Origin of the sequence: Rhizobium sp. 18065 (assembly GCF_902706095.1) — a bacterium.
GTDB lineage: Bacteria > Pseudomonadota > Alphaproteobacteria > Rhizobiales > Rhizobiaceae > Allorhizobium.
This window is the reverse complement of the sequence record NZ_CACSJP010000004.1, coordinates 380,252-403,926: the sequence shown is the minus strand read 5'-3', so window position 1 is coordinate 403,926 and position 23,675 is coordinate 380,252. Positions and strand designations below refer to the sequence as shown.

21 protein-coding genes and 1 tRNA gene are annotated in these 23,675 nt (G+C 60.5%); 13 read left to right on the top strand and 9 right to left on the bottom strand.

The annotated features are described in order from the left end of the window. The first annotated feature begins 64 nt into the window (after positions 1–64). Positions 65–523, top strand: coding sequence for an NfeD family protein (locus GVK95_RS13105; protein ID WP_159950257.1), 459 nt, complete (start codon positions 65–67; stop codon positions 521–523). A gap of 5 nt (positions 524–528) precedes the next feature. Here the strand turns inward: GVK95_RS13105 and GVK95_RS13100 are convergent, their stop codons facing one another. After that, entirely contained in the window at positions 529–1,524 is a 996-nt protein-coding gene (locus tag GVK95_RS13100) for a KpsF/GutQ family sugar-phosphate isomerase (protein WP_159950255.1), read from the bottom strand. 168 nt (positions 1,525–1,692) lie between these two features. Here GVK95_RS13100 and GVK95_RS13095 point away from each other — a divergent pair, with 168 nt between their 5' ends. Then, a complete protein-coding gene (locus tag GVK95_RS13095) occupies positions 1,693–3,237 on the top strand; it encodes an outer membrane beta-barrel protein (RefSeq protein ID WP_159950253.1) in 1,545 nt (514 codons plus the stop codon). Positions 3,238–3,261: 24 nt separating this feature from the next. Here GVK95_RS13095 and galU read toward each other — a convergent pair whose 3' ends face one another. Then, the gene (galU, locus tag GVK95_RS13090; protein ID WP_159950250.1) at positions 3,262–4,149 is read right to left on the bottom strand and encodes a UTP--glucose-1-phosphate uridylyltransferase GalU; all 888 of its coding nucleotides are present in this window, start codon (positions 4,147–4,149) and stop codon (positions 3,262–3,264) included. 196 nt (positions 4,150–4,345) lie between these two features. Between galU and GVK95_RS13085 the strand changes: the two genes are divergently transcribed. Together GVK95_RS13085 and GVK95_RS13080 are read left to right on the top strand one after the other, a co-directional pair. Continuing rightward, complete coding sequence (locus tag GVK95_RS13085; protein ID WP_200844275.1) at positions 4,346–5,563, top strand: lytic murein transglycosylase; 1,218 nt, start codon at positions 4,346–4,348, stop codon at positions 5,561–5,563. 106 nt (positions 5,564–5,669) lie between these two features. Next, positions 5,670–6,881, top strand: a complete 1,212-nt coding sequence (locus GVK95_RS13080; protein ID WP_159950245.1) for a DUF459 domain-containing protein — start codon at positions 5,670–5,672, stop codon at positions 6,879–6,881. A gap of 79 nt (positions 6,882–6,960) precedes the next feature. Here the strand turns inward: GVK95_RS13080 and GVK95_RS13075 are convergent, their stop codons facing one another. Genes GVK95_RS13075 through gltB form a run of 4 tightly spaced genes read right to left on the bottom strand, consistent with a single transcriptional unit; the run spans position 6,961 to position 13,891 of the window. Further along, entirely contained in the window at positions 6,961–8,415 is a 1,455-nt protein-coding gene (locus GVK95_RS13075) for a glutamate synthase subunit beta (protein ID WP_159950243.1), read from the bottom strand. Between the two features lie 24 nt (positions 8,416–8,439). Continuing rightward, positions 8,440–8,826: a type II toxin-antitoxin system VapC family toxin gene (locus GVK95_RS13070; RefSeq protein WP_348532454.1), complete on the bottom strand. Its 387-nt coding sequence runs from the start codon at positions 8,824–8,826 to the stop codon at positions 8,440–8,442. An 8-nt stretch (positions 8,827–8,834) separates the two neighbouring features. Continuing rightward, positions 8,835–9,107, bottom strand: coding sequence for an AbrB/MazE/SpoVT family DNA-binding domain-containing protein (locus GVK95_RS13065; protein ID WP_159950239.1), 273 nt, complete (start codon positions 9,105–9,107; stop codon positions 8,835–8,837). Positions 9,108–9,166: 59 nt separating this feature from the next. After that, positions 9,167–13,891, bottom strand: a complete 4,725-nt coding sequence (gltB, locus tag GVK95_RS13060) for a glutamate synthase large subunit (protein WP_159950237.1) — start codon at positions 13,889–13,891, stop codon at positions 9,167–9,169. 412 nt (positions 13,892–14,303) lie between these two features. Here gltB and GVK95_RS13055 point away from each other — a divergent pair, with 412 nt between their 5' ends. The 5 genes from GVK95_RS13055 to GVK95_RS13035 all read left to right on the top strand — a co-directional run bounded on the left by GVK95_RS13055 (position 14,304) and on the right by GVK95_RS13035 (position 18,150). Next, positions 14,304–15,350 carry a low specificity L-threonine aldolase gene (locus tag GVK95_RS13055; protein WP_159950235.1) on the top strand — a complete coding sequence of 349 codons (1,047 nt, stop codon included), beginning with the start codon at positions 14,304–14,306 and terminating at the stop codon, positions 15,348–15,350. Positions 15,351–15,495: 145 nt separating this feature from the next. Further along, complete coding sequence (locus GVK95_RS13050; protein WP_159950232.1) at positions 15,496–15,798, top strand: DUF2282 domain-containing protein; 303 nt, start codon at positions 15,496–15,498, stop codon at positions 15,796–15,798. A 102-nt stretch (positions 15,799–15,900) separates the two neighbouring features. Beyond that, positions 15,901–16,809: a DUF692 domain-containing protein gene (locus GVK95_RS13045; RefSeq protein WP_159950229.1), complete on the top strand. Its 909-nt coding sequence runs from the start codon at positions 15,901–15,903 to the stop codon at positions 16,807–16,809. Further along, positions 16,799–17,590 carry a putative DNA-binding domain-containing protein gene (locus GVK95_RS13040; RefSeq protein ID WP_159950226.1) on the top strand — a complete coding sequence of 264 codons (792 nt, stop codon included), beginning with the start codon at positions 16,799–16,801 and terminating at the stop codon, positions 17,588–17,590. Before GVK95_RS13045 ends, GVK95_RS13040 begins: the two co-directional genes overlap by 11 nt. After that, the gene (locus GVK95_RS13035; protein ID WP_159950223.1) at positions 17,587–18,150 is read left to right on the top strand and encodes a DoxX family protein; all 564 of its coding nucleotides are present in this window, start codon (positions 17,587–17,589) and stop codon (positions 18,148–18,150) included. Before GVK95_RS13040 ends, GVK95_RS13035 begins: the two co-directional genes overlap by 4 nt. 82 nt (positions 18,151–18,232) lie before the next feature. Here the strand turns inward: GVK95_RS13035 and GVK95_RS13030 are convergent, their stop codons facing one another. Then, on the bottom strand, positions 18,233–18,703 hold the full coding sequence (locus GVK95_RS13030; RefSeq protein ID WP_159950220.1) for an Hsp20 family protein: 471 nt from the start codon (positions 18,701–18,703) through the stop codon (positions 18,233–18,235). 390 nt (positions 18,704–19,093) lie between these two features. Between GVK95_RS13030 and GVK95_RS13025 the strand changes: the two genes are divergently transcribed. Then, positions 19,094–20,113: an alpha/beta hydrolase gene (locus GVK95_RS13025; RefSeq protein WP_159950217.1), complete on the top strand. Its 1,020-nt coding sequence runs from the start codon at positions 19,094–19,096 to the stop codon at positions 20,111–20,113. 8 nt (positions 20,114–20,121) lie between these two features. On the opposite strand, the gene hisN is transcribed toward GVK95_RS13025, so the two are convergent. Beyond that, positions 20,122–20,898 (bottom strand): histidinol-phosphatase, encoded by a 777-nt coding sequence (hisN, locus tag GVK95_RS13020; RefSeq protein WP_159950214.1) that lies wholly within the window; start codon positions 20,896–20,898, stop codon positions 20,122–20,124. A 287-nt stretch (positions 20,899–21,185) separates the two neighbouring features. Beyond that, complete coding sequence (locus tag GVK95_RS13015; protein ID WP_159950211.1) at positions 21,186–22,061, bottom strand: N-formylglutamate amidohydrolase; 876 nt, start codon at positions 22,059–22,061, stop codon at positions 21,186–21,188. A 198-nt stretch (positions 22,062–22,259) separates the two neighbouring features. Here GVK95_RS13015 and cpdR1 point away from each other — a divergent pair, with 198 nt between their 5' ends. The 3 genes from cpdR1 to GVK95_RS25045 all read left to right on the top strand — a co-directional run bounded on the left by cpdR1 (position 22,260) and on the right by GVK95_RS25045 (position 23,529). After that, positions 22,260–22,622, top strand: coding sequence for a response regulator CpdR1 (gene cpdR1, locus GVK95_RS13010; RefSeq protein WP_006726917.1), 363 nt, complete (start codon positions 22,260–22,262; stop codon positions 22,620–22,622). A 94-nt stretch (positions 22,623–22,716) separates the two neighbouring features. Beyond that, positions 22,717–22,791 (top strand) — tRNA-Val (locus tag GVK95_RS13005). A 570-nt stretch (positions 22,792–23,361) separates the two neighbouring features. Continuing rightward, a complete protein-coding gene (locus GVK95_RS25045) occupies positions 23,362–23,529 on the top strand; it encodes a Thivi_2564 family membrane protein (protein WP_200844274.1) in 168 nt (55 codons plus the stop codon). Positions 23,530–23,675: the final 146 nt, after the last annotated feature.

Below are 23,675 nucleotides of genomic sequence, written 5' to 3'. Positions count from 1 at the left end.
CGCTCAACCTGCGCGCCCGACCCCGCCCGTCAATCCCTTTGCACCACCAAGTGGGACCTGAGCCATGCTGAGCCGCATCGCCACCGAACTTGGTCCCTGGAGCTGGTGGGTGCTCGGCATGATCCTGCTGACCGCCGAACTCTTCCTGCCCGGCGTCTTTCTGGTCTGGATCGGCCTTGCGGCGATCTTCACCGGGGTCCTTTCATTGCTGCTCTGGGATATGGGCTTCTGGAGCTGGCAGCTGCAGCTACTGGTGTTTGCCGCGGCAGCAATTGCCGCCACGCTCGGCGGCCGCCGGCTCTTTGCCCGCAAGGATGCGCAATCGGACGAACCGCTGCTCAACCAGCGCGGCGCAAGCCTTGTCGGCCGCACCGCCGTGCTGATCGAACCCATCGCCGAAGGCCGCGGCCGCATCCGTCTGGATGATACATTCTGGGTGGTGAATGGCCCCGACCTGCCTGCCGGCGCACGGGTCGTCGTCGTCAGCAGCAACGGCCGGGATCTGACCGTCGAGGAGGCTTGATCCGACTAGGCTACGCCGATGCGCAGCAGATCGTGGAAATGGATGAGTCCGACCGGGCAATGGTTGTCATCCACGACAAGCAAAGCCCCGATGCCGTGCTTGTTGATCATGGCTGCAGCGGTGGATGCCAGCGCCGCGCCGTCGATCACCTTGGGATTGCGGGTCATCACGTCATCGACATCGAGGATCGACAGGTCCCGCGCCAGGTGACGCGCCATATCGCCTTCGGTGACGATGCCACAGAGCTTGCCTTCAGCATCGATCACGCCGACACAGCCAAACCGCTTGCTCGACAGGATCTTGACCGCATCCGGCATGGATGTACCAAGCGCGACCAGCGGAACGCGGTCGCCGGTATGCATGATGTCGCGCACATGGGTCAGGCTCGCGCCGAGTTTTCCGCCCGGATGAAACGTGCGGAAATCGCTGGGTGAAAAGCCGCGCGCCTCAAGCAGCGCAATCGCGATCGCATCGCCCATGGCCAGTTGCAGGACCGCAGACGAGGTCGGCGCCAGTCCATGCGGACAGGCTTCCTGGATCTTGGGCATCAGCAGAACCACATCCGCATTGCGCGCCAGCGTAGATTGCTCCCCCGCCGTCATGGCAATCAGCGGAATGGAAAAACGCCGCGAAAAATTGACGATGCCCTGCAATTCGGCGGTCTCGCCACCCCAGGACATGGCAAGAATGGCGTCATCGGCACCGATCATGCCGAGATCGCCGTGATTGGCTTCGGCCGGATGGACGAAAAAGGCCGGCGTACCGGTGGAGGCAAGGGTCGCGGCAATCTTCGTGCCGATATGGCCGCTCTTGCCGACGCCGGTGACGATGACGCGACCGGCAATATCGCCGATCACCTTCACCGCGTTACAGAACGGCTGGGCCAGCGGCCCAGCCAGGGCCTCTTCAAGCGCCAGCAGTCCGGCCCGTTCGGTCGAGACAACACGAATGGCCGACTCGATGGCGCCAGCTTCGACGAGATTGACAGCACGTTTGATCATGGCAGTCCCCATACTGCGTTTGCCCGATCCTGTCCACAGAAGCACCTGGCCGGCATCGCCGGCGCCCGCGATGGTCTCGTCCTGGGCGATTGCTCGGGATCGAAACCAAACATTAACCACCTCGCTTTACGTTTGGGTAAGCATTTCAGATCGCCAGGCGTACATTTCATGGGAATCGACAAGAACACGGGACTGCGCGGCGCCGGCCGCCTCGGCTTGCGCGCCGCAGCCGGCCTGCTGGCAACCCATGTCTTTGCCCTGCCCATGCCGGCCTTCGCCCAGCAGGCAACGGCGACCAAGCCATCCAGCGCAGCCTTCTCGACGACAAATCAGGCTACAGCACCCCAGCCTGCCGGCGCCGATGATCCCTATGCCACCGGGGACGAGACGCAGAACGCGGACGGCACCACCACCGGGACCATCCCGGCCGAAGGCACATTGCCGCCGACACCTTTCGCTGCACCTTTGACCGATCCCATGCTCGATGCAGATGGTGGCATTGCCCAGGATCCGGATTTCGGCCGGCAGAACCTGCGGGAAACCCGGCTCGACGACCCGACCACCGCCAGGATCCGGCGTGAAGACGACAAGACGCCCGGCATCCGGCTCGGCACCATGGTGTTGCGCCCGGCCATCAGCCAGAGCATCGGCAGCGAGACCTCCGACGACGGCGCGGGGCGCGAAACCCGAATCTTCTCCGAGACCGGACTAAAGGGCACGCTGACATCCGACTGGTCCCGTCACCAGTTGACCATTGGCGGCGAAGGCTACTGGCAAAACACCATTTCCGGCGACACCGAAGACAAGCCGCGTGCCAATATCAATGCAGACCTTCGGCTGGATCTCGCCGATGACACCATTGCCAACATCACCGGCGCCTACAACTACAGCCGTGAAGACACCGACGATCCGAACGCGGTCGCCGGCGCAAGCGTACAATCGGCGGTCAACCAATTCGACGGCGGCATCTCGATCGAAAGGGATCTCGGCCTATTGCGCGGCTCGATCGCAGGCGACATCACCCGCTGGCAATATTCCGACGTCGAGCTGTCCGATGGTTCGACCCTGTCGCGCAGCGATCGCGATCGCATGCGCTCGACCGTCAGTGCCCGCGTTGGCTACGAACTGTCCCCTGCCCTGACGCCATTCGTCGAGGGAACCGTCGGCCGCATTTCCTACGATGACACCGCAGACGCCAATGGCTACGAGCGCTCGGCGGACGTCTATGCTGCCAAGGTCGGTGTAGCCGTTGATCTCGGCGAGAAGCTGCGTGGCGAATTGGGCGTCGGCCATGAGCGGCAACGTTATGACGACAGCCGCTTGGCGGAATTGTCGGCACTCACGGTAGACGGCAATCTCTACTGGTCGCCACAGGAAGGCACCGATATCGATTTGGCGGTAGAGACCTATGTCGATCCATCGACCACCGCCGGCGTCAATGGAGCACGGGTTCACCGGCTGACGGCCAAGCTGGAGCATGATCTGCGCAGTAATCTGGTCGCGCGCCTGTCCTCGGGGGTGACTCTGACGAATTATGATGGTTCCGGTGAAACGGGCAACAGCACCGGCTATCTTGCAGGCGCCGGCCTGACCTGGAGCATCAATCGCTACCTGGATGCCACAGCCGACCTGAACTACGAGCGGACCGACTACAAATACGGCGGCGAAAGCAGCGACGTAACCGCCCTTGTCGGACTGACCGCCAAGCGTTGAGCCTGGCGGCCAGAAAATCTCAGTTTACTTCAGCGCAGCGAGCAGCGCCTTCAATTGCTCTTCGATGGCCGGGCGAATATCCGGCCGTTCGATCGCGAACGAGACATTGGCGAGGATGAAACCATCCTTGGCACCGCAGTCAAAGGTCTGGCCCTTGAAGTGATAACCGGCAAACGACTGGTCATTGGCAAGCTTCAGCATGCCGTCGGTCAGTTGGATTTCATTGCCGGCACCGCGTTCCTGCGTTGACAGGATGTTGAAGATCTCCGGCTGCAGGATGTAGCGGCCGTTGATGAAAAAGTTCGAAGGCGCCGTACCCTTGGCCGGCTTTTCGACCATTTCGGTGATCTTGAAGCCGCCCTCCAGCGCCTCGCCGACACCGACGATACCGTATTTGTGCGCCTGATCCGGCGCGCATTCCTCGACGGCCACGATATTGCCACCGGTTTTCTCGTAGAGTTCGACCATGCCCTTGAGGCAAGCCTTCTCGCCGCGCATGATCATGTCCGGCAGCAGCAGCGCGAAGGGCTCGTGGCCGACGATATCGCGGGCACACCAGACAGCGTGGCCGAGACCCAACGGTTCCTGCTGACGCGTGAAGCTCGTCTGGCCGGCAGTCAGCTGGAGCGAATCGAGCAGCGAAAGTTCGGCATTCTTGTTGCGCGACTTCAGCGTCTGCTCAAGCTCGAACTGGATGTCGAAATAGTCTTCGATGACCGCCTTGCCACGCCCGGTGACAAAAACGAAGTGCTCGATGCCCGCTTCGATGGCCTCGTCGACCACATACTGGATGACCGGCTTGTCGACGACGGTCAGCATTTCCTTCGGCACGGCCTTGGTGGCGGGAAGGAAGCGAGTGCCGAGACCGGCGACGGGGAAAACTGCTTTGCGGAGCTTATTCGGTTGAACCACACATTCCTCCTGGAGGATCTAATCGATTAACGTCGTCACGGCGCGGGGCCTTCACTACTATACATTTGCAGTGAATTCGCAAAGATGGTGCGAGAGCATACCGCGCATGGTAAAGAGTTTGTTGACGCAATAGCATTAACCTAGGGTGAACAGCATTTGTTCCAGCTGTCGTACGAACCGTAGAACGAACGGGGAGATGCCCATGAACCGACACCATCCCAGCCTTCTCGGCGCAATTGTCTTGACCATAGCCACCAGCATGATGCCGGTGCAGGCTCAGGCGGACGCCGGATTCCAGAAGTGGATCAATGGCTTCTACAGCACGGCCGCAAAAAGCGGCATCACCGAGCGCACCTACCGCCAGGCCTTTGCCGGCGTCACGGCGCCGGATGAATTTGTTCTGGAAAAGGCCGCCTATCAGCCCGAATTCAAGTCGCAGATCTGGGATTACCTGGACAGCCGCGTCAATCCCTACACCGTCAAGGTCGGTCAGGAAATGATCGCCAAACACGGCCGCACGCTGGCGGCCCTGGAAAAGCATTTCGGCGTCGACAAGCATATCATCGTCGCCATCTGGTCGATGGAATCGAATTACGGCGCCGCCCTCGAGCGCCCGGACCGCCTGCACAACGTCCCGCGTTCGCTGGCCACCCTCGCCTATGCCGACAAGAAGCGCGCCAAGTATGCCCGAACCCAGCTGATCGCGGCTTTGAAGATGCTGCAGAACGGCGACGTCTCCAACAAGAACCTGATGGGTTCCTGGGCCGGCGCCATGGGGCACACCCAGTTCATTCCGTCCAGCTATCTTCTGTACGGCGTCGATGCCGATGGCAATGGCGAGAAGGACATCTGGCACTCGATTCCCGATGCACTGGCCACCGCGTCCAACCTGCTTGCCAAGAACAATTGGCAGACAGGCAAGACCTGGGGCTATGAGACCGTGGTACCGAAGGGCGGCAGCACCTATGCCGGCCAAACCAAGACGCTCGCGCAGTGGCAGGCTCTGGGTTTTGTCCGACCAACCGGCAAAGGCTTCAAGAATGGTGCGGAACGCGCCGAGTTGAAGCTGCTCGGTGGCGCCAGCGGCCCCGGCTTCCTGATGACCAAGAATTTCTTCGTCCTCAAGCGCTATAATGCCGCCGACAGCTACGCGCTCGGCGTTGGCCTGCTGGCCGACGAACTGGCAGGTTATGGCGGCATGAAGCAAAGTTGGCCGCGCCCACAGGGCACGCTCGACATCAAGGAAAAATTCGAGCTCCAGACCCGCATGCAGGCGCTCGGCTATTACGATGGCAAGATCGACGGCAATTTCGGCTCCGGCTCGAAGGCAGCGATCTCCGCCATCCAGGGGCGCCTCGGCATGTCCGTCGACGGCCAGCCATCGCGTCCGCTTCTGGACGCCCTGAGAAACTGATCCAAGGCGGGCCAACCCGCCATTGACTTGGCCATTGACTTGGAAAGCCGCGCGATCCAAATACGGTGATCGCGCGGCTTTTAGTCTGCAAATCAAGGCGAGTGACATGGCATCGAGACGACAGCGTCTTATCCTCAGCCGTATCGGCGCGCTGGTCCTGTCGGCAGTGCTGATCGCGACCACCCTGCTTTCCACGTCCGCCGAAGCCCAGCAGTATGAGCGTCGGCGCAACCTGTTCGACATGCTTTTCGGCGCCCGGGAGCCCGAATATATCCCGCCGCGCGAAGTGCAGAAACCGATCCGCGAAGTCCGGCCGCGCAAGAAGACGGCCGGCAGCGTCACCAAGATCAAGACCAAGAACCCCGCAACCGGTGCGGCGGCAGTAGCACCTCCGCCCGAAAAGCTGGAAAACGCCAAGACTGTCCTGGTGATCGGCGACTTTGTTGCCGGGGGCCTGGGCGACGGTCTGAAGACCGCCTTCGAGACAGCACCCGGCGTCAAGGTCGAGACGCGGTCCAATGGCTCGTCCGGACTGGTTCGCGTCGACTACTACGACTGGATCGGCGAACTCCCTGCACTGATCGAGACACTGAAACCAAGTGTGGTCGTGGTCCAGATCGGCGCCAACGACCGTCAGCAGATCATTGCACCGGACGCCAAACTGGATTTTCGCACCGACGGCTGGTTCACCGCCTATGAGGCGCGGGTGAACCGACTGGCAGAGGTGGTGACGCGCAGCAAGACGCCATTGATCTGGGTCGGCCTGCCCGCCTTCAGACCGCAGAACATGACAGCCGACGCCCTGAGGCTGAATACGCTCTACCGCACCGCCGTTGAGCGCCAGAAGGGCGAATTCATCGATGTCTGGGACGGCTTCGTCGACCAGGACGGACGCTTCATCATCACCGGCTCGGATATCAACGGTCAGCCCGTGCGCCTGCGCGGCACCGACGGCATCGGCTTCACGGCACCCGGCAAGCGCAAGCTCGCCTTCTACGTGGAAAAATCGGTCCGTCGCCATCTTGGCGACATGACCAGCCCGGATCTTGTCCGTCTCGACGCCAGCAACCTGCCGGAACTGGTCAATATGCCGCCATCCGAGATGAAAAGTATCGTCTCGACGCCGCCGATGGACCTCTTCGATCCGGAGCTTGACGGCGCCACCGAATTGCTCGGTGGCCAACCCATGCCCACCTCGACCTTGATCACGGCCCGCGAACAGTTGGTGCAGAACGGCCATTTGCCGGACCCACCGGCCGGACGCGTCGATGACGTTCGACTGCCGATAGCGGCCGCGGCCCCGACCATTACCCGCTGACGCTGATCATCCGTACAATCTGGGCCACAAAAAAGGGCCGCCCGAAAGGCGACCCTTTTCGTACAAGTATCCCGACCCCTTACCTTGGCAGAACGCTTGATCCCATCAGGGCCTCGTCGATGGCGCGCGCCGCCTGACGGCCTTCGCGGATTGCCCAGACGACCAGCGACTGGCCACGGCGCACGTCGCCGGCTGCCCAGAGCTTGTCGACAGAGGTTCGGTAGTCCTTGTCGTCGGCCACGACATTGGTCGAGCCACGACGATCGGTGTTGAGCGTCAGCTGGCCGTTCATTTCCTTCAGCACGCTGTCGGTGAACGGGCCGCTGAAGCCGATCGCGATGAAGCCGAGATCGGCCTTGATGATGAACTCGGTGCCGGGGATCGGCTTGCGCTTGTCATCGACCTGGCAGCACTTCACGCCGGTCAGCACGCCGTCTTCGCCAACAAATTCCAGTGTCGCCACCTGGAATTCGCGGTTTGCACCTTCGGCCTGTGACGAGGATGTGCGCATCTTTGTCGCCCAGAATGGCCAGATCGCCAGCTTGTCCTCCGTCTGTGGCGGGCGCGGACGGATGTCGAGCTGGGTCACCTTGACGGCGCCCTGGCGGAAGGCCGTGCCGACGCAGTCGGATGCCGTATCGCCGCCACCGACGACCACGACATGCTTGCCGCCGGCCAGGATCGGATCGGACGGCCAGCCGTTGCTGTCGATGTTCTCGCGGCCGACGCGGCGGTTCTGCTGCACCAGATACGGCATGGCATCATGTACGCCATGCAGCTCGACGCCGGGAATACCGGCCTCACGCGGCGTTTCCGAGCCACCGCAATAGAGCACGGCATCGTAGTCGGCACGCAGTGACTCGACCGTCACATCGACGCCAACATTGACGCCGTAGTGGAAGGTGACGTTTTCGCCCTTCATCTGCTCGACGCGGCGATCGATGAAGTTCTTCTCCATCTTGAAATCCGGAATGCCGTAGCGCAGCAGGCCGCCGGCCTTGGTTTCGCGCTCATAGACATGCACTTCATGGCCGGCGCGGCCGAGCTGCTGGGCAGCCGCCAGACCCGACGGACCGGACCCGATGACGGCGACGCGTCTGCCGGTATGGATGGTCGCCGGTTGCGGCACGATGAAGCCCAGCTCATAGGCCTTGTCGGCAATTGCCTGCTCGACCGTCTTGATCGCCACGGGCGCGTCCTCGAGGTTCAGCGTGCAGGCTTCCTCGCACGGCGCCGGACAGACGCGACCGGTAAACTCCGGGAAGTTGTTGGTGGAATGGAGGTTGCGGATCGCCTCTTCCCACTTGTTGTTATAGACGAGGTCGTTCCAGTCAGGGATCTGGTTATGCACCGGGCAGCCGGTCGGACCATGGCAATAGGGAATGCCGCAATCCATGCAGCGCGCCGCCTGCTTGGTCACCTCGGGATCCGACATAGGGATAGTGAATTCGCGGAAATGGCGAATACGATCGGAAGCCGGCTGATACTTCGCCACCTGCCGGTCGATTTCCATGAAACCTGTAACCTTGCCCATGTCTAATTCCCTCAATCTCCGCCGCTATCGCAGCCAATTCTCGATCTTCAATCCCGGAACCCGGGAAAATTCACTTTCGTTGTCCGTCACCAGCACAGCGTCCAGCGCCAGCGCATGTGCCGCGATCCAAAGATCGTTTGGACCGATATTCTTCCCTTGTCTCAACGCCAGCCGGACCTCGGCGTAACGTTGGTCGGTCGGCAGTTGGAGGGGGGCCACATAGAGGCGCCGCGTCACCGCTGACACCTTGTGCGACAGCTCCTCGGAGCCGTTCTTCTTCACGCCGTACCAGATCTCACCATGAGTGATGATGCTGATGAAGGCATTCTCTTCTCCAACTTCGAGTAGCCGTTCGAGAACCTTTCCACGCGGATCCCTCACGATCGCCGAAACGATGTTGGTATCGAGCATGTACCCCATCAGATCTCGACCTCACGCAGCGGCGCCAGATCTTCGTCATTCCCAACGAAGTCCTCTCCGCTCCAGGCTTCTGCCTGCTTGAGATACTCGATCAAGCCTGCGGTCACCGCCGTCCGCATGAGGATCGAGCCATCCGGTTGCCGCACCATGACGGCGCGATCACCTTCAAGATCGAACTCCTTCGGGATGCGAACCGCCCGGCTCCGACCATTTTTGAAGATGGCGACTGCAACCTCGCCACCTTCACCAGTGTCTTTCACATGCTCGTTCATGTCAGGCTCCATCTTCGTGATATGCCAAAAGCATATCACAGCTTCTCGGCCTTTAGAACTTATTCCGCAGCCACGCCCATCCGCATGCGTTCCATTTCCTCCAGCGCCCGACGGTATTCGACCGGCATGACTTTGCGGAACTTCGGGCGGAATTCGGCCCAGCTGTCGAGGATCTGCTTGGCACGGTTCGAGCCCGTGTAGTGCAGATGGTTTGAGATCAGCTGGTAGAGACGCTCCTCGTCGTGACGGGTCATGTCGCCCGACACGTCGACAAGGCCCTTGTGCATCAGATCGCCACCATGGTGATGCAGCTTCTCGAGCATGTCGTCCTCTTCCGGAACCGGCTCAAGTTCGACCATCGCCATGTTGCAGCGCTTGGCGAAATCGCCCGTCTCGTCGAGCACATAGGCCACGCCGCCCGACATGCCCGCTGCGAAGTTGCGGCCTGTCTGGCCGAGCACGACGACGACACCGCCCGTCATGTATTCGCAGCCATGGTCGCCCACACCCTCGACAACCGCAATCGAGCCCGAGTTGCGCACAGCGAACCGCTCGCCGGCCACACCACGGAAATAGCACTCGCCGGCGATCGCGCCATAGAGAACCGTATTGCCGACAATGATCGATTCCTCGGCGATGATCCGGGTGTTTTCCGGCGGGCGCACGATGATGCGGCCACCCGAAAGCCCCTTGCCGACATAGTCATTGCCGTCGCCAACCAGATCGAAGGTGATGCCGCGCGCCAGGAACGCGCCGAACGACTGACCCGCCGTGCCTGTCAGCGTGACGTGGATCGTATCGTCCTTCAGGCCCTTGTGGCCATAACGCTTGGCAATTTCGCCCGAAAGCATGGCTCCGGCCGACCGGTCGACATTCTTGATATCGACGTCAAACACCACCGGCTGTTTGCTTTCGAGAGCCGGCATTGCCTTCTCGATCAGCTTGCGATCGAGAATGTCATCGATCGGGTGCTTCTGGCGTTCGGTCCAGTAGGTGGCGTCCTTCGGCGCGTCGACCTTGTGGAAGATCTTCGAGAAGTCGAGCCCCTTGGCCTTCCAATGCGCCAGCATGTCATCCTTTTCGAGCAATTCGGAAGCGCCGATGATCTCGTCCAGCCGGGTCAAGCCGAGCGAGGCGAGGATCTCGCGCACTTCTTCGGCAACGAAGAAGAAGTAGTTGATGACATGTTCCGGCGTTCCCTTGAAGCGCTTGCGCAGAACCGGGTCCTGTGTCGCCACCCCCACCGGGCAGGTGTTCAGATGGCACTTGCGCATCATGATGCAGCCGGCAGCGATCAACGGAGCCGTCGCAAAACCGAACTCGTCAGCACCGAGCAGCGCACCGATGATCACATCGCGACCCGTCTTCAGGCCGCCGTCGACCTGCAGGGCGATGCGCGAACGCAGACCGTTCAGCACCAGCGTCTGCTGGGTTTCGGCAAGGCCGATTTCCCATGGGCTACCGGCATGCTTCAGCGACGTCAACGGAGACGCACCGGTGCCGCCATCGAAGCCCGAGACGGTAATATGGTCGGCACGCGCCTTGGCGACACCAGCGGCAACCGTACCGACGCCCACTTCCGAGACCAGCTTGACCGAGACATCGGCTTCCGGGTTGACGTTCTTCAGGTCGTAGATCAGCTGCGCCAGGTCTTCGATCGAATAGATATCGTGATGCGGCGGCGGCGAGATCAGGCCGACACCCGGTGTCGAATGGCGGGTCTTGGCAACGGTCGCATCGACCTTGTGGCCGGGCAGCTGACCGCCTTCGCCGGGCTTGGCACCCTGGGCGACCTTGATCTGCAGCATGTCGGCATTGACCAGATATTCGGTGGTCACGCCAAAGCGGCCGGACGCGATCTGCTTGATCGCCGAACGCTCCGGGTTGGCAGCACCGTTCTTCAGCGGCAGGTAGCGATCGCTTTCCTCGCCGCCTTCGCCGGTGTTCGACTTGCCGCCGATCCTGTTCATCGCGATCGCCAGCGTCGTATGCGCCTCCCTGGAGATCGAGCCGAAGGACATCGCGCCTGTCGAGAAACGCTTGACGATATCGGCGGCAGACTCGACCTCGTCGATCGACACCGGCTTGCGACCAAGATCTTCGGCCGACTTTATCTTGAACAGGCCACGGATGGTGTTCATACGAAGCGCGCTGTCATTCACCATCTCGGCGAATTCGCGGTAGCGCTCCTGGCTGTTGCCGCGAACCGCATGCTGCAGCGAGGCAATCGAGTCCGGGCTCCACGCGTGGTTTTCGCCGCGCATGCGATAGGCGTATTCGCCACCGATCTCGAGCGTCGAGGCCAGAATCGGATCCTTGCCGAAGGCCGAGCTGTGACGGCTGGTCGTTTCGTCGGCGATTTCGGACAGGCCGATGCCTTCGATGGTCGTGGCAGTGCCGAAGAAATACTTCTCGACCAGTTCCGACGACAGGCCGATCGCATCGAAGATCTGCGCGCCGCAATAGGACTGGTAGGTCGAGATGCCCATCTTCGACATGACCTTGAGAATGCCCTTTCCGACCGCCTTGATATAGCGATAGACGACCTCGTCTTCCGACACTTCCTTCGGAAACTCGTTGTGCTTGTGCATGTCGAGCAGTGTGTCAAAGGCGAGATAGGGGTTGATCGCCTCGGCGCCGTAGCCGGCGAGACAGCAGAAGTGATGCACTTCGCGCGGCTCGCCCGATTCCACCACGATGCCGACCGAGGTGCGAAGCCCCTTGCGGATCAGGTGGTGATGCACGGCAGCGGTTGCCAGCAGCGCCGGGATCGCGATGCGGTCCGGGCCAACCTGACGGTCAGACAGTACGATGATGTTGTAGCCACCGCGTACGGCCGCCTCGGCACGCTCGCACAACCGGTCGAGCATCTCCGGCATGCCTTCGGCACCGCGTTCGACATCATAGGTGAAATCGAGTGTCTTGGTGTCGAAACGGTCTTCCGTGTGGCCGATCGAGCGGATCTTTTCGAGATCGCCATTGGTCAGGATCGGCTGGCGCACTTCCAGCCGCTTGGCATTCGCTGCACCCTCATGGTCGAGAATGTTCGGACGCGGGCCAATGAACGACACCAGGCTCATCACCAGCTCCTCGCGGATCGGGTCGATCGGCGGGTTGGTCACCTGGGCGAAGTTCTGCTTGAAATAGGTATAGAGCATCTTCGACTTCGACGACATCGCCGAGATCGGCGTATCGGTGCCCATCGAGCCGATAGCTTCCTGGCCCGTGGTCGCCATCGGCGACATCAGGATCTTGGTGTCTTCGGTCGTGTAGCCGAAAGCCTGCTGGCGATCGAGCAGCGACACGTCGCGACGCAACGCCCGCGGCTCGACCGGCTTCAACTCTTCCAGGATCAACTGGGTGCGATCCAGCCACTTGCGATAGGGATGACTGCCGGCGAGTTGCGACTTCACTTCCTGGTCGGAAATGATGCGGCCTTCCGCCATGTCGATCAGCAGCATCTTGCCCGGCTGCAGGCGCCACTTCTTGATGATGCGCTCTTCCGGCACCGGCAGCGTGCCGGCTTCAGAAGCCAGGATGATGCGGTCGTCGTCGGTGACGAGATAGCGGGCCGGCCGCAGGCCGTTGCGGTCGAGCGTTGCGCCGATCTGGCGGCCGTCGGTAAAGCAGACCGCTGCCGGACCGTCCCACGGCTCCATCAGGGCTGCATGATATTCGTAGAACGCCTTGCGCTCCGGGCTCATCGACTGGTTGCCCGACCAGGCTTCCGGGATCAGCATCATCACCGCATGGGCGAGCGAATAGCCACCACGCTGCAGGAATTCGAGCGCGTTGTCGAAACAGGCCGTGTCCGACTGGCCTTCGTAGGAGATCGGCCAGAGCTTGGAGATATCGTCACCGAACAGCGGCGAAGAGACGGACGCCTGACGGGCCGCCATCCAGTTGACATTGCCGCGCAGCGTGTTGATTTCGCCGTTATGGGCGACCATGCGATACGGATGCGCCAGCTTCCACGACGGGAAGGTATTGGTCGAAAAGCGCTGGTGCACCAGGGCCACGGCCGATTCGAAGCGCGGATCGGCGAGGTCCTTGTAATAGGCACCAACCTGATAGGCGAGGAACATGCCCTTGTAGACGATGGTCGAGGACGACAGCGACACGGGATAGAAGCCGGTCTCCTCGCCACCATACTGGTCATAGATGCGGTTGGAGATCACCTTGCGCAGCAGGAAAAGCCGGCGCTCGAACTGCTCCTGGGTCGCGGCATCGCGGCCGGCACCGATGAAGACCTGGATCTGGCGCGGCTCGGTCGCGGCAATCTCCGGCGCCTTGGACAGCGAGGAATTGTCGACCGGCACGTCGCGGTAACCGATCAGGTGCTGGCCTTCGGCGGAACAGACTTCCGCGATGACCTTCTTGAAATGCGCGATCTGCTCTTCGTCCTGCGGGAAGAAGAAATGGCCGACGGCATATTCGCCAGCCTTCGGCAGGACGATACCCTGGCTCGCCATTTCCTCGCGGAAGAAACGATCCGGGATCTGCACGAGAATGCCCGCACCATCGCCCATCAGGGGATCGGCGCCGACGGCACCGCGATGGGTGAGGTTTTCAAGGATGAACAGGCCGTCCTTGACGATCTGGTGCGACTTGACGCCCTTCATATGGGCGATGAAGCCGACGCCGCAGGCATCATGCTCGTTGCGCGGATCGTAAAGACCCTGCTTGGCCGGAAGACCATACGTGTTCTGCCGAATGCCTCGGACCTCAGATGTGCGCTCGGCAGCGCCCTGAACGATCTCGTCGGATGGCGTCATCTTCGTCATTGCCTTCCCTCCAAATAGGCCCGATCCACTCGGGCTCGCCTGCCTGGAACCATCAGCCGGATGCATCCATTCTGGCGATCCGCGATCCACCTGGACCGCACCACCAGGCAAGGACACCCAAACCCTTAACCTCAGAAACCAGAATTAGGTCAACTAGTCTGACCTAATTTCGAATTTTCTATGACAGAAAGTAAACGCTCACGCAAGATCGCGCCAGGAAAATTAACCGGCTTCCGACGCTAAGTTGCCACTGATGCGCCGCATACGCAATTTTCTTTCCCACTCGAATAGGTCAGTGATGCACTTCTTGCGGACTGCAAGAAAGCGACACGTTCCGCCGCGGACCGGATTGATAGCGACACGGAAATGCCTAAGCTCGCGATCACTCCTTCCAACCCCCGGGAAACTCATCATGTTCTTCGCTTCCGACAACTGGTCCGGCGCCCATCCCAAGATCGCAGAAAGCCTAACCAAGCAGGCCGCCGGCTTTGCCAGTGCCTATGGCTCGAGCGAGCTAGACAAGCGGATCGAGGCACAGTTCAACGATATTTTCGAGCGCGAGGTCGCCGTCTTTTTCGTCGCGACAGGCACTGCGGCCAATTCTCTGGCGCTCGCCAGCGTCGCAAAGGCCGGCGGCGTCACCTTCTGTCACTCCGATGCGCACGTGAATGCCGACGAAGGCGGCGCGCCGGAATTTCTGACCGGCGCCTGCCGGCTGTTCCCGGTTGAAGGCGACAACGGCAAGATGGACCGCGATGCGCTGCACACTGCCGTCTCCCGCTTTGACGTGCCTTCCGTGCACCAGGGCCGGCCGATGGCGATCACCGTCACCCAGGCAACCGAGGCCGGCACAGTCTACACGCTCGACGAACTGGATGCGATCGCGGCAATCGCCAGAACCAAGAAACTGCCCCTGCATATGGATGGCGCCCGATTCGCCAATGCACTCGTTGCACTTGACGTGACCCCGGCCGAAATGACCTGGAAGCGCGGCGTCGACATCCTCTCCTTCGGCGGCACGAAGAACGGCTGCTGGTGTGCGGAAGCGATCGTGTTCATGAAGCCGGAAATGGCCGAGGAAATGCCCTATATCCGCAAGCGCTCGGCCCAGCTCTTCTCCAAGACCCGCTTCATCTCGGCCCAGTTGGAAGCCTATCTCGAAGGCGATCTGTGGCTCGACCTTGCCCGTCATTCGAACGCCATGGCCGACCGGCTGCGCGCTGGCCTGACCGCCAAGAACACAGCAAGGCTTGCCTGGGCGACCCAGGCGAACGAAGTCTTTGCCGTCATCGACAAGTCTTCTGCCGATCGCGCACAGTCGAAAGGAGCGAAATTCTATGACTGGCTGGCACCCCGCGACATGCCACACATGATCCGTGAAAACGAACGCCTCGTCCGTCTGGTAACGAGCTTCTCGACCACGCAAGAAGAAGTGGATCAATTCATAGAAGTCGTTTGAAATTTCGTTTTCTTACAAACAAAGCGCTCGCGAAAACTACAATAATCATTGATTTCCAATGTTCAGCGCGCCTCGCCATGATGCCTCTACCAGCCCTCACCGGGCTGGTTTTGAGGAACCGCTTCAGACTCCAAGGAGAAGCATCATGAGCAATTTCACCATCAATTCCGCAGCACTCGCCGCAGCCGTCACCATGGCCGTCACCGGCGTCACCCTGCTTTCGGGGCCAGCCATGGCTCAGGAAAAGGAAAAATGCTTCGGCATTTCCATGGCCGGCAAGAACGACTGCGCCGCCGGACCCGGCACGACCTGCGCCGGCACGTCCAAGGTCGACTATCAGGGCAATGCCTGGAAATATGTCGCTGCTGGCAGCTGCATGACCATGAGCGCCCCGGACGGTCGCATGGGCGCACTCGAAGCCCTGGACCGCGACATCCCCAAGGCCTGACCTCGCCAAATCGGCTGATGATCTGATGGCATCCCCCGCAGACGGGTGATGCCATCACACCCATTGGCCTGGGCAGCATCCCCCGCGCGAAGGAGACCCGTCATGCCGAACGCAGCAGCCGTTGCACGCCAGACCATATCCGCAACCACCCCCTCCATGCCCGCGCGCGCCGGTGCCGGCTTCAAGGCACAGCATGCCGATGCCATCCTGTCCGATGCCTATCGCATCGGCTTTCTGGAGGTGCACGCCGAAAACTATATGGGCGCCGGCGGGCATCCGCACCGCATCCTGACGCGCATGCGCGAGGACTTTCCGCTCTCCGTCCATGGCGTGGGCTTGTCGATCGGCAGTCCTGCAGGCCTTGACCCACAACATCTCGCCCGCCTCAAGGCTGTCGTCGATCGCTACCAGCCGGCCATGGTATCGGAGCATCTTGCCTGGTCGACCCATGACGATCACTTCTTCAACGACCTGCTGCCGGTTCCCTATGACGTGGAAACCCTTGCCAGGGTCTGCGACCATATCGACCAGGTGCAGGACGGGCTCGGCCGCCGCATTCTTCTCGAAAACCCCTCGACCTATGTCGCATTCGAGGCAACCACCATGCGCGAAACGGATTTCATCCGCGCGATTGCCAACCGTACCGGCTGCGGCCTCTTGCTGGATATCAACAATGTCTATGTCTCGGCAACCAACCACGGCTATGCACCCCTGGACTACCTAGCCGACTTCCCGATCGAACTTGTCGAGGAGATCCACCTTGCCGGCCATGCGCAAGACCGGGACGACGCCGGGCAGCCTTTGTTGATCGACAGCCATGACCGGCCGGTCGACAGCCTTGTCTGGGATCTATACGACCATGTCCTGGCGGTGACAGGACCACGCCCCACGCTGATCGAGTGGGACAATGACGTACCGGACTGGCCGATCCTGAAGCGTGAGGCCGTGCAGGCCGATGCCATTCTCGCCCGCCACGCCCAGAGCGCCGGAGGGCTGCGCCATGGTGGCTGAACCGGTCGTAACCGGCGCCTTCGCCGCAGCCCTGCTCGATCCTGCACAGTCGATACCCGAAGGCCTGACCAAGGGAGCCGGCGGTACGAACGCCCGGCCCTTTGCGGTCTATCGCAACAATGTCATGGTTTCACTGACCGATGCTCTGGCTTCGATTTTCCCGACGGTGCAGAACCTTGTCGGCGAGGATTTCTTTCGCGCCATGGCACGCCTCTATATTCGTGCCCACCCGCCACGCTCGCCGCTGATCTTCACCTATGGCAGTGATTTCGCCGCTTTCATCAGCGCATTTCCGCCAGCCCGCGACCTGCCCTTTCTCGCCGATACAGCCAGACTGGAACGCCTCTGGCTCGACAGTTTTCACAGCGCCGACAGCCGATCTCTCGATCCGGCCGCATTGGCTGCCATTCCTCCGGACGACCTGGGCCAACTGCGCTTCAACGCGCACCCCGCGACCCGGATACTGCGCTGCAGGCACGCGGCAGCAACCATCGTCAACCGCGATCGCGCCGGAGAACCGCTCACCGACGTCAACCCGATGCAGGCGGAAGATGCCCTGGTGACGCGACCGGCCTTCGATGTGAAGGTCCAGCCCCTGCCACCGGGCGGCTATGCGTTTCTCAAGGCGCTGATTGAACGGCAGACTTTTGCCGAAGCCTGCGAAGCGGCATTCGCCGAGACGGCTACATCGGATCTCGCCGCCCTCCTTGGCATAGCCCTGTCCAGTGGCGCCTTCAGCGGCCTGGACTACGTCTGCTCAAACAACGGAGCCGCTCGATGACCTTGCTGCCGACCTTGCTCATCGACAGATACAAAACTCTTGTTCGCCGACTGGAAGCCATGCTGGCCCCCTGGCTGCTCGGACTGGCAGCCCGTCTCGTCTTTCTGGCGGTTCTTCTGCCCTATTATCTGAATTCCGCATTGACCAAGTTTGACGGACTTTTCCGGATCAGCGACAGCGCCTATTACCAGATCGCCCTGCCAGCGGTGGAAGCAGCCGGTGGCGATGTGTCGGCAGTCTCCTTCCTCCCCTGGGGAGCGATGGTCTTTTTCGGCAGTTATGGCGAACTGATCCTGCCGATCCTGATCGTCATCGGCCTGCTTACCCGCATCGCAGCACTCGGCATGATCGGCTTCATTGCCGTGCAGACGCTGACAGACATCTATGTGCACAACGTCGACGCAACGACCATAGGCGCGCTGTTTGATCGCTTTCCCGACAGCGTCATCGCCGACCAGCGCCTGCTCTGGCTCTATCCGCTGATCTATCTCGCCGTCAAAGGGGCTGGCCTGATTTCGCTCGACAAACTTCTCTGCTGGCGCTGGGCCAGCCACCACTGATTGCGGCTCGACAAAAAGGCGACGGACCGATGTCCGTCGCCTCTCTCTTTTCATCCCGGGGAACGAGCCCCGACTCTCACATTCAGTTGACGCGGGCCTCGATGGCCTTCGGCACGGCAGCGGCGGATTCAGCGCTGATCGAGATCCGGCGTGGCTTCATTGCCTCGGGGATGTTGCGCAGCAGATCGATATGCAGAAGGCCGTTCTTCAGCGAAGCGGCTGTGACTTCAACATGATCTGCGAGCTGGAAGCGGCGCTCGAAAGCACGCTTGGCAATGCCGCGATAGAGAAACTCGGTCGGCTCGCCGGCATCTTCTTCGGCCTTTTCACCCTTGACTGTCAGCACATGGGCATGGGCTTCGATCGACAGTTCGGCTTCATCGAAGCCGGCGACCGCCATGGTGATCCGATACAGGTTATCGCCGGTGCGCTCGATATTGTAGGGCGGGTAGCTTTGCGCCTGGTCGGGCTGCGCAAGCGTGTCCAGCATGGTGAACAGACGATCGAAACCGACCGTGGAGCGGTAGAGCGGGGAAAAATCGACGTGACGCATAATGTCCTCCTTGGAAGCGACGTTGGCGTGTTTTCAATCTGCCGGCATCCCCTTCGGGCCATGCTGGCAGCGACGTGCGGACCCTTGCGGCGTCCGTGATGTCGATGTGGGAAATGGCCTGCGCGAATTCAAGATCAGCCGCGTTTCTGCCGATGAATTGCATGTGAACGGCAGGTTCAAGGCCGGTTCAGACCCGCCGCCATAAAACGGCATCATCGGTTGTCTCAAACCCGATGCCGGGATTATCGCCCCTTCCATCTCGGCAGATCTCGCCGGAACCGCGCTCTCCCCTGAAGCGGTTCCGGCTTTTTTCTTTTGACCTTTTCTGATCGTCATCCTATCCCGATGGAAACGACGAAGTGCGCCCCGAACGGTCAGGCATTTGCAAGCATGGACGCCATTCTTCACGCCACTCCTGGCAATCCCGTTCCCGGCCACCCTACGGTCGGGTTTTTCAACGGACATCGCGGCATCAGGCTGCGCTATGCCGTCTTTCGCAGTGACAGCCCTGAGATCAAGGGCACAGTGGTCCTGCTGCATGGTCGCAACGAAACCATCGAGAAATATTTCGAGACGATCCGCGATCTGACGTCACGCGGCTTCTGGGTGGCGACCTACGACTTCCGCGGCCAGGGCGGATCGCAACGGCTTCTCAAGGATCCGCGCAAGGGCCATATCAACCGCTTCAACGACTATGTCCGCGATCTGGAAATCTTTCTCGAACAGGTCGTACTGCCCGATACCCGCCTGCCGTTTTTTGTCCTTGCCCATTCGACCGGCGGACTGATCGCGCTGAAGGCGGCGCCGCGCCTGTCCAATCGCATCGAGCGCATGGTGCTGACAGCGCCTTTCGTCGGCCTTGGCGGTCAAAATGCCTCGCCGGAAACCATCTATCGCCTATCGCGCCTGGCAAGTTGGACCGGTTTCGGTCACATCTGCCTAAGCAGGGACGAACCGCGCAAGGATTTCGACGACAATCCCCTGACCACCGATCCGACACGTTTTGCCCGCAACCAGCGGCTCGTCATCGACCATCCGGAACTGTTTCTCGGACCGCCCACGGCCCGCTGGCTGTACGAGGCGCAAAAGACCATCAACCAGGTCGGCGACCCACGTCACCTTGCCTCGATCACCGTGCCGACAGTCATCATCGCCCCCGGCAATGATCCGATCGTGCCCTTCATCTATCAGGAAAAACTGTCGCAATATTTCCGCGCCGGCCAACTTGTCCCGGTGCCCGGCAGTCGACACGAGATCCTGCACGAACACGACCGCTACCGCACCCAGGCGCTGGCCGCCTTCTTCGCCTTTGTGCCCGGCGGCGAGCCGGACGAGGTGCGCGAGACGCAACGCCTGACGGACGCAGACATGCCGAATGCCGGCATGAGCGACGCCGATATAGAAATCTGACGAGGCGCTCAGCGCGCCTTGAGCATGGCCATCGCCTGGGCATGCACGTCGGCGGAACCCGCCGCGATGATCGAACCGCCATTTTCCGGCCGACCGCCATCCCAGGTGGTGATCACCCCGCCGGCTTGCTCGATGATCGGGATCAGCGCGCCGACGTCATAGGGCTTCAGCACAGTCTCGATGACCAGATCGACATGACCGGCCGCCAGCAGCGCATAGGCGTAGCAATCGACGCCGTAGCGGAACAGCTTCACAGTGTCCTGCACCGCCTGGAAACGCTCGACTTCCCAGCCCTTGAACAGATGCGGCGACGTGGTGAACAGGATGGCATTGTCCAGACTGCCGCAATCGCGGACCTTGATCTGCCGCTCGCCGTCCGGACCGCGATACCAGGAACGCTCGCCATCGGCATAATAGCGCTCGCCAGTAAAAGGCTGGTCCATCAGCCCCATGACCGACCGGCCGTTTTCCTGGAAGCCGATCAGCGTTCCCCAGACCGGCACGCCGGAGATGAAGGCGCGCGTCCCGTCGATCGGGTCGATGACCCAGAGCTGATCGCTATCCATGCGGATATTTTCGTGTTCCTCGCCGAGAATGCCATGCGTCGGAAACTCGGCCTCGATCAGCCGACGGATCGCCGCTTCTGCTGCCTGGTCGCCCTCGGTCACCGGGTCGAACCCACCGGCTTCCTTGTTGACCACCGAAAGACCCGAGCGGAAACGCGGAAGGGTTTCAGCCTTGGCTGCATCGGCAAGGCGGTCGAAAAAAGCACGATCAGGGCGCATGGAAAAATCCGTCGAATGAGGAATAGCGCGCCATTCTTAAAGTGAGTTGCAGCGAAAGAAAACCGGCAAGAACAACAACCACCCGCAACCTCCGAGATCGATGCAAGCGCGACTAATTGCGTATTTTTTGGCCTTGCTTAAAAAAGTGACACAATTGATCTTGGCAATGGTGCACTGCAAAAAGTATCTTTTGCCTACAGTCTTTGACTGTAAATACCCTCCTTGGGTGTTTCCTCCCTAGACTTAGCCGCGCCCTTGGCGCGGTTTTTTTTTGATCAGGTTCAGGATTATTCGGCGGCCAGAGCGGTGTCGCCAGCATAACCAGCAACATATTCAGCCATTTGCTCCATAAAGAGGGCGAGCGAACCGGCGAGCGCATCAAAATCCGGCCGCTTGAGCAGCGTCGTCTCGTCGATGTAAAGCGAGCGATTGATCTCGATCTGCAGGGCGTGCAGCCCGCGTGCCGGGCGCCCGTAATGCTCGGTGATAAAGCCGCCAGCGTAAGGCTTGTTGCGCACCGCGGCAAAGCCCAGACCTTCCAGAATTTCGAGCGCCGCCTGGGAAAGCTCCGCCGAAGCACTCGTGCCATAACGATCGCCGACGATGAAATCGGGCCGCATTCCACTGCCGGCAACACGAATATTGCCCGGCATCGAGTGGCAATCGATCAGCACCCCGAATCCGAAGCGCGCATGGGTACGGGCAATCAGCCGGCGCAGACAGGCATGATACGGCTTGTAACAGGCCTCGATCCGCTCGAGCGCCAAGGCAAGCGGCATGCGTCGCTCATAAATTTCCATGTTCTCCGCAACGATGCGCGGAATGGTGCCGAGCCCGCCGGCCACGCGCGCCGAATTGCTGTTGGCAAACGGCGGCAGTGGATCGGAGAACATCCGTGGGTCGAGCTCGTAGGGCTCGCGGTTCACATCGACATAGGCGCGCGGGAAATGCGCCAACAGCAGTGGCGCGCCGAAAGAGGGTGCGGCTGAAAACAGCTCATCGACATAGTGATCCTCGGACCGGCGAATCGCCAGATCGTCGAGTCGCGTCTCGTCCAGAAAGGAAACCGGATACTTACGGCCGCTATGCGGAGAGTTATACACAAAGGGGATGGACTGAACCTGGGGCTCGCGAACCTCGAACAGCTCGAAATCGCTTGTCATTCCGTCCCCAGCGCCTCTTCTTTACCAAGTCACAAACTTGTTGCGTTCACCATGTTGCCAGCTGGCAGCTGCGAAGTCCATACTGCTGGCAACGGCGCTACAGGCCCTCTTTTCGTTGTTCACGGGATCTTTACTCGGCACGACCTAATGTCAGGGGCTGCGAGCCTTCCATGCAATTCCAGTGTAAGCGGTCCATAAATGACTCAGAAAATCCTTCTCGCCGAAGATGACAACGACATGCGCCGGTTCCTGGTCAAGGCGTTGGAAAAGGCGGGCTACAAAGTCTCCTCCTTCGACAACGGCGCCAGCGCCTATGATCGTCTCCGCGAAGAGCCCTTTTCGCTTCTCCTGACCGATATCGTCATGCCGGAAATGGACGGGATCGAACTGGCGCGCCGCGCCACCGAACTCGACCCGGACCTCAAGGTGATGTTCATCACCGGCTTTGCAGCCGTCGCGCTGAACGCCGATTCGAAGGCTCCGAAGGACGCCAAGGTTCTTTCCAAGCCTTTCCACCTTCGCGACCTCGTCGACGAAGTGAACAAACTCCTTGCTGCGTAAGGCCTCTCGAAGAGCTTGTAAAAAACTCTTCATAAAACTCCAAAAAGCCTATTGACGGGCGCCGGGGTTTTGTGGTCTTAAGCCGCCATCGGATGGGCGTGTAGCTCAGCGGGAGAGCACTACGTTGACATCGTAGGGGTCACAGGTTCAATCCCTGTCACGCCCACCATTCGAATTCAGAGAAATCAAGGGCTTGTCGGAAACGACGAGCCCTTTTTCTTTGGCATGCACAGGCTCGCCCATGCGTCGACGCCACATGTTTCCAGACCATCAGAATTTGATGTTGTCGTTTTGTAAAACGGATAAGGATCGGATCAGGGGCGGCGCGAGTTCGAGCCCAGTCATGAGACCTCATAGCGGCGATCATGGCAGGGTTTGCGATCCAGCGCCGGACCTGCCTTGTTGCAAACTGCAAAATAGATAGCGCTTGCCGAACGCGCATTTCAGAACAACAAAAAAGGCCGGGGCGAAACCGCACCGACCTTCCTCATTATCGCCTACTCACCAGTGCCAGTACATCCGTGGTCAAAAGTCCAAGGCGAAATCCAGACTGCGAGCGGCAGAAGCTTCCAGCGCTCATAAGCAATCCGATACTGGTGATATAGTAAGGCATTGTGTCGGAAACAAGGTCAGGCTGCCGAATCGCCGAGATTTTCTCCCGCCACCCTTTCCTTGTTCCAATCGCGCCATAGTTACTGAAGGAGAGCGCAATTGTGCGCCACTTCAAGGAGTTGGGGAATTGGGAACATCTGTTCTGATCAGCATCTTAATTACATTTCTGGTTATCGTTCTGGTTCTTTATTTGATTGGCATGCTGCCCGTTGATGCCCGTGCCAAGCAGATCGCCCGGATCGTCGTGATCATCATCGGCATTATCTCGTTGCTGAAGTATCTGGCCGTATTCTGACCGCAGGCTTCGACATCCCGCCGCAGCATTGACGGTATGCAAGTGGGCACGGTCAATATGCCCGGGCCAACAAGCACCAGTTACATCGAAAGGCTTGCTGGAAACGGCAGGCCTTTTCGTTTTGGTCCCAGCAGGGAACGCGACCC

Coding starts and splice junctions, on each gene's coding strand:
- GVK95_RS13100 (WP_159950255.1), bottom strand. CDS start 1,524: ATGATCAAACGTGCTGTCAATCTCGTCGAAGCTGGCGCCATCGAGTCG.
- GVK95_RS13085 (WP_200844275.1), top strand. CDS start 4,346: ATGCCCATGAACCGACACCATCCCAGCCTTCTCGGCGCAATTGTCTTG.
- hisN (WP_159950214.1), bottom strand. CDS start 20,898: ATGCGCCCTGATCGTGCTTTTTTCGACCGCCTTGCCGATGCAGCCAAG.
- GVK95_RS13070 (WP_348532454.1), bottom strand. CDS start 8,826: ATGCTCGATACCAACATCGTTTCGGCGATCGTGAGGGATCCGCGTGGA.
- gltB (WP_159950237.1), bottom strand. CDS start 13,891: ATGACGAAGATGACGCCATCCGACGAGATCGTTCAGGGCGCTGCCGAG.
- GVK95_RS13055 (WP_159950235.1), top strand. CDS start 14,304: ATGTTCTTCGCTTCCGACAACTGGTCCGGCGCCCATCCCAAGATCGCA.
- GVK95_RS13015 (WP_159950211.1), bottom strand. CDS start 22,061: ATGACAAGCGATTTCGAGCTGTTCGAGGTTCGCGAGCCCCAGGTTCAG.
- GVK95_RS13045 (WP_159950229.1), top strand. CDS start 15,901: ATGCCGAACGCAGCAGCCGTTGCACGCCAGACCATATCCGCAACCACC.
- GVK95_RS13035 (WP_159950223.1), top strand. CDS start 17,587: ATGACCTTGCTGCCGACCTTGCTCATCGACAGATACAAAACTCTTGTT.
- GVK95_RS13050 (WP_159950232.1), top strand. CDS start 15,496: ATGAGCAATTTCACCATCAATTCCGCAGCACTCGCCGCAGCCGTCACC.
- GVK95_RS13025 (WP_159950217.1), top strand. CDS start 19,094: ATGGACGCCATTCTTCACGCCACTCCTGGCAATCCCGTTCCCGGCCAC.
- GVK95_RS13105 (WP_159950257.1), top strand. CDS start 65: ATGCTGAGCCGCATCGCCACCGAACTTGGTCCCTGGAGCTGGTGGGTG.
- GVK95_RS13095 (WP_159950253.1), top strand. CDS start 1,693: ATGGGAATCGACAAGAACACGGGACTGCGCGGCGCCGGCCGCCTCGGC.
- GVK95_RS13040 (WP_159950226.1), top strand. CDS start 16,799: ATGGTGGCTGAACCGGTCGTAACCGGCGCCTTCGCCGCAGCCCTGCTC.
- GVK95_RS13065 (WP_159950239.1), bottom strand. CDS start 9,107: ATGAACGAGCATGTGAAAGACACTGGTGAAGGTGGCGAGGTTGCAGTC.
- GVK95_RS13030 (WP_159950220.1), bottom strand. CDS start 18,703: ATGCGTCACGTCGATTTTTCCCCGCTCTACCGCTCCACGGTCGGTTTC.
- GVK95_RS13075 (WP_159950243.1), bottom strand. CDS start 8,415: ATGGGCAAGGTTACAGGTTTCATGGAAATCGACCGGCAGGTGGCGAAG.
- cpdR1 (WP_006726917.1), top strand. CDS start 22,260: ATGACTCAGAAAATCCTTCTCGCCGAAGATGACAACGACATGCGCCGG.
- GVK95_RS13080 (WP_159950245.1), top strand. CDS start 5,670: ATGGCATCGAGACGACAGCGTCTTATCCTCAGCCGTATCGGCGCGCTG.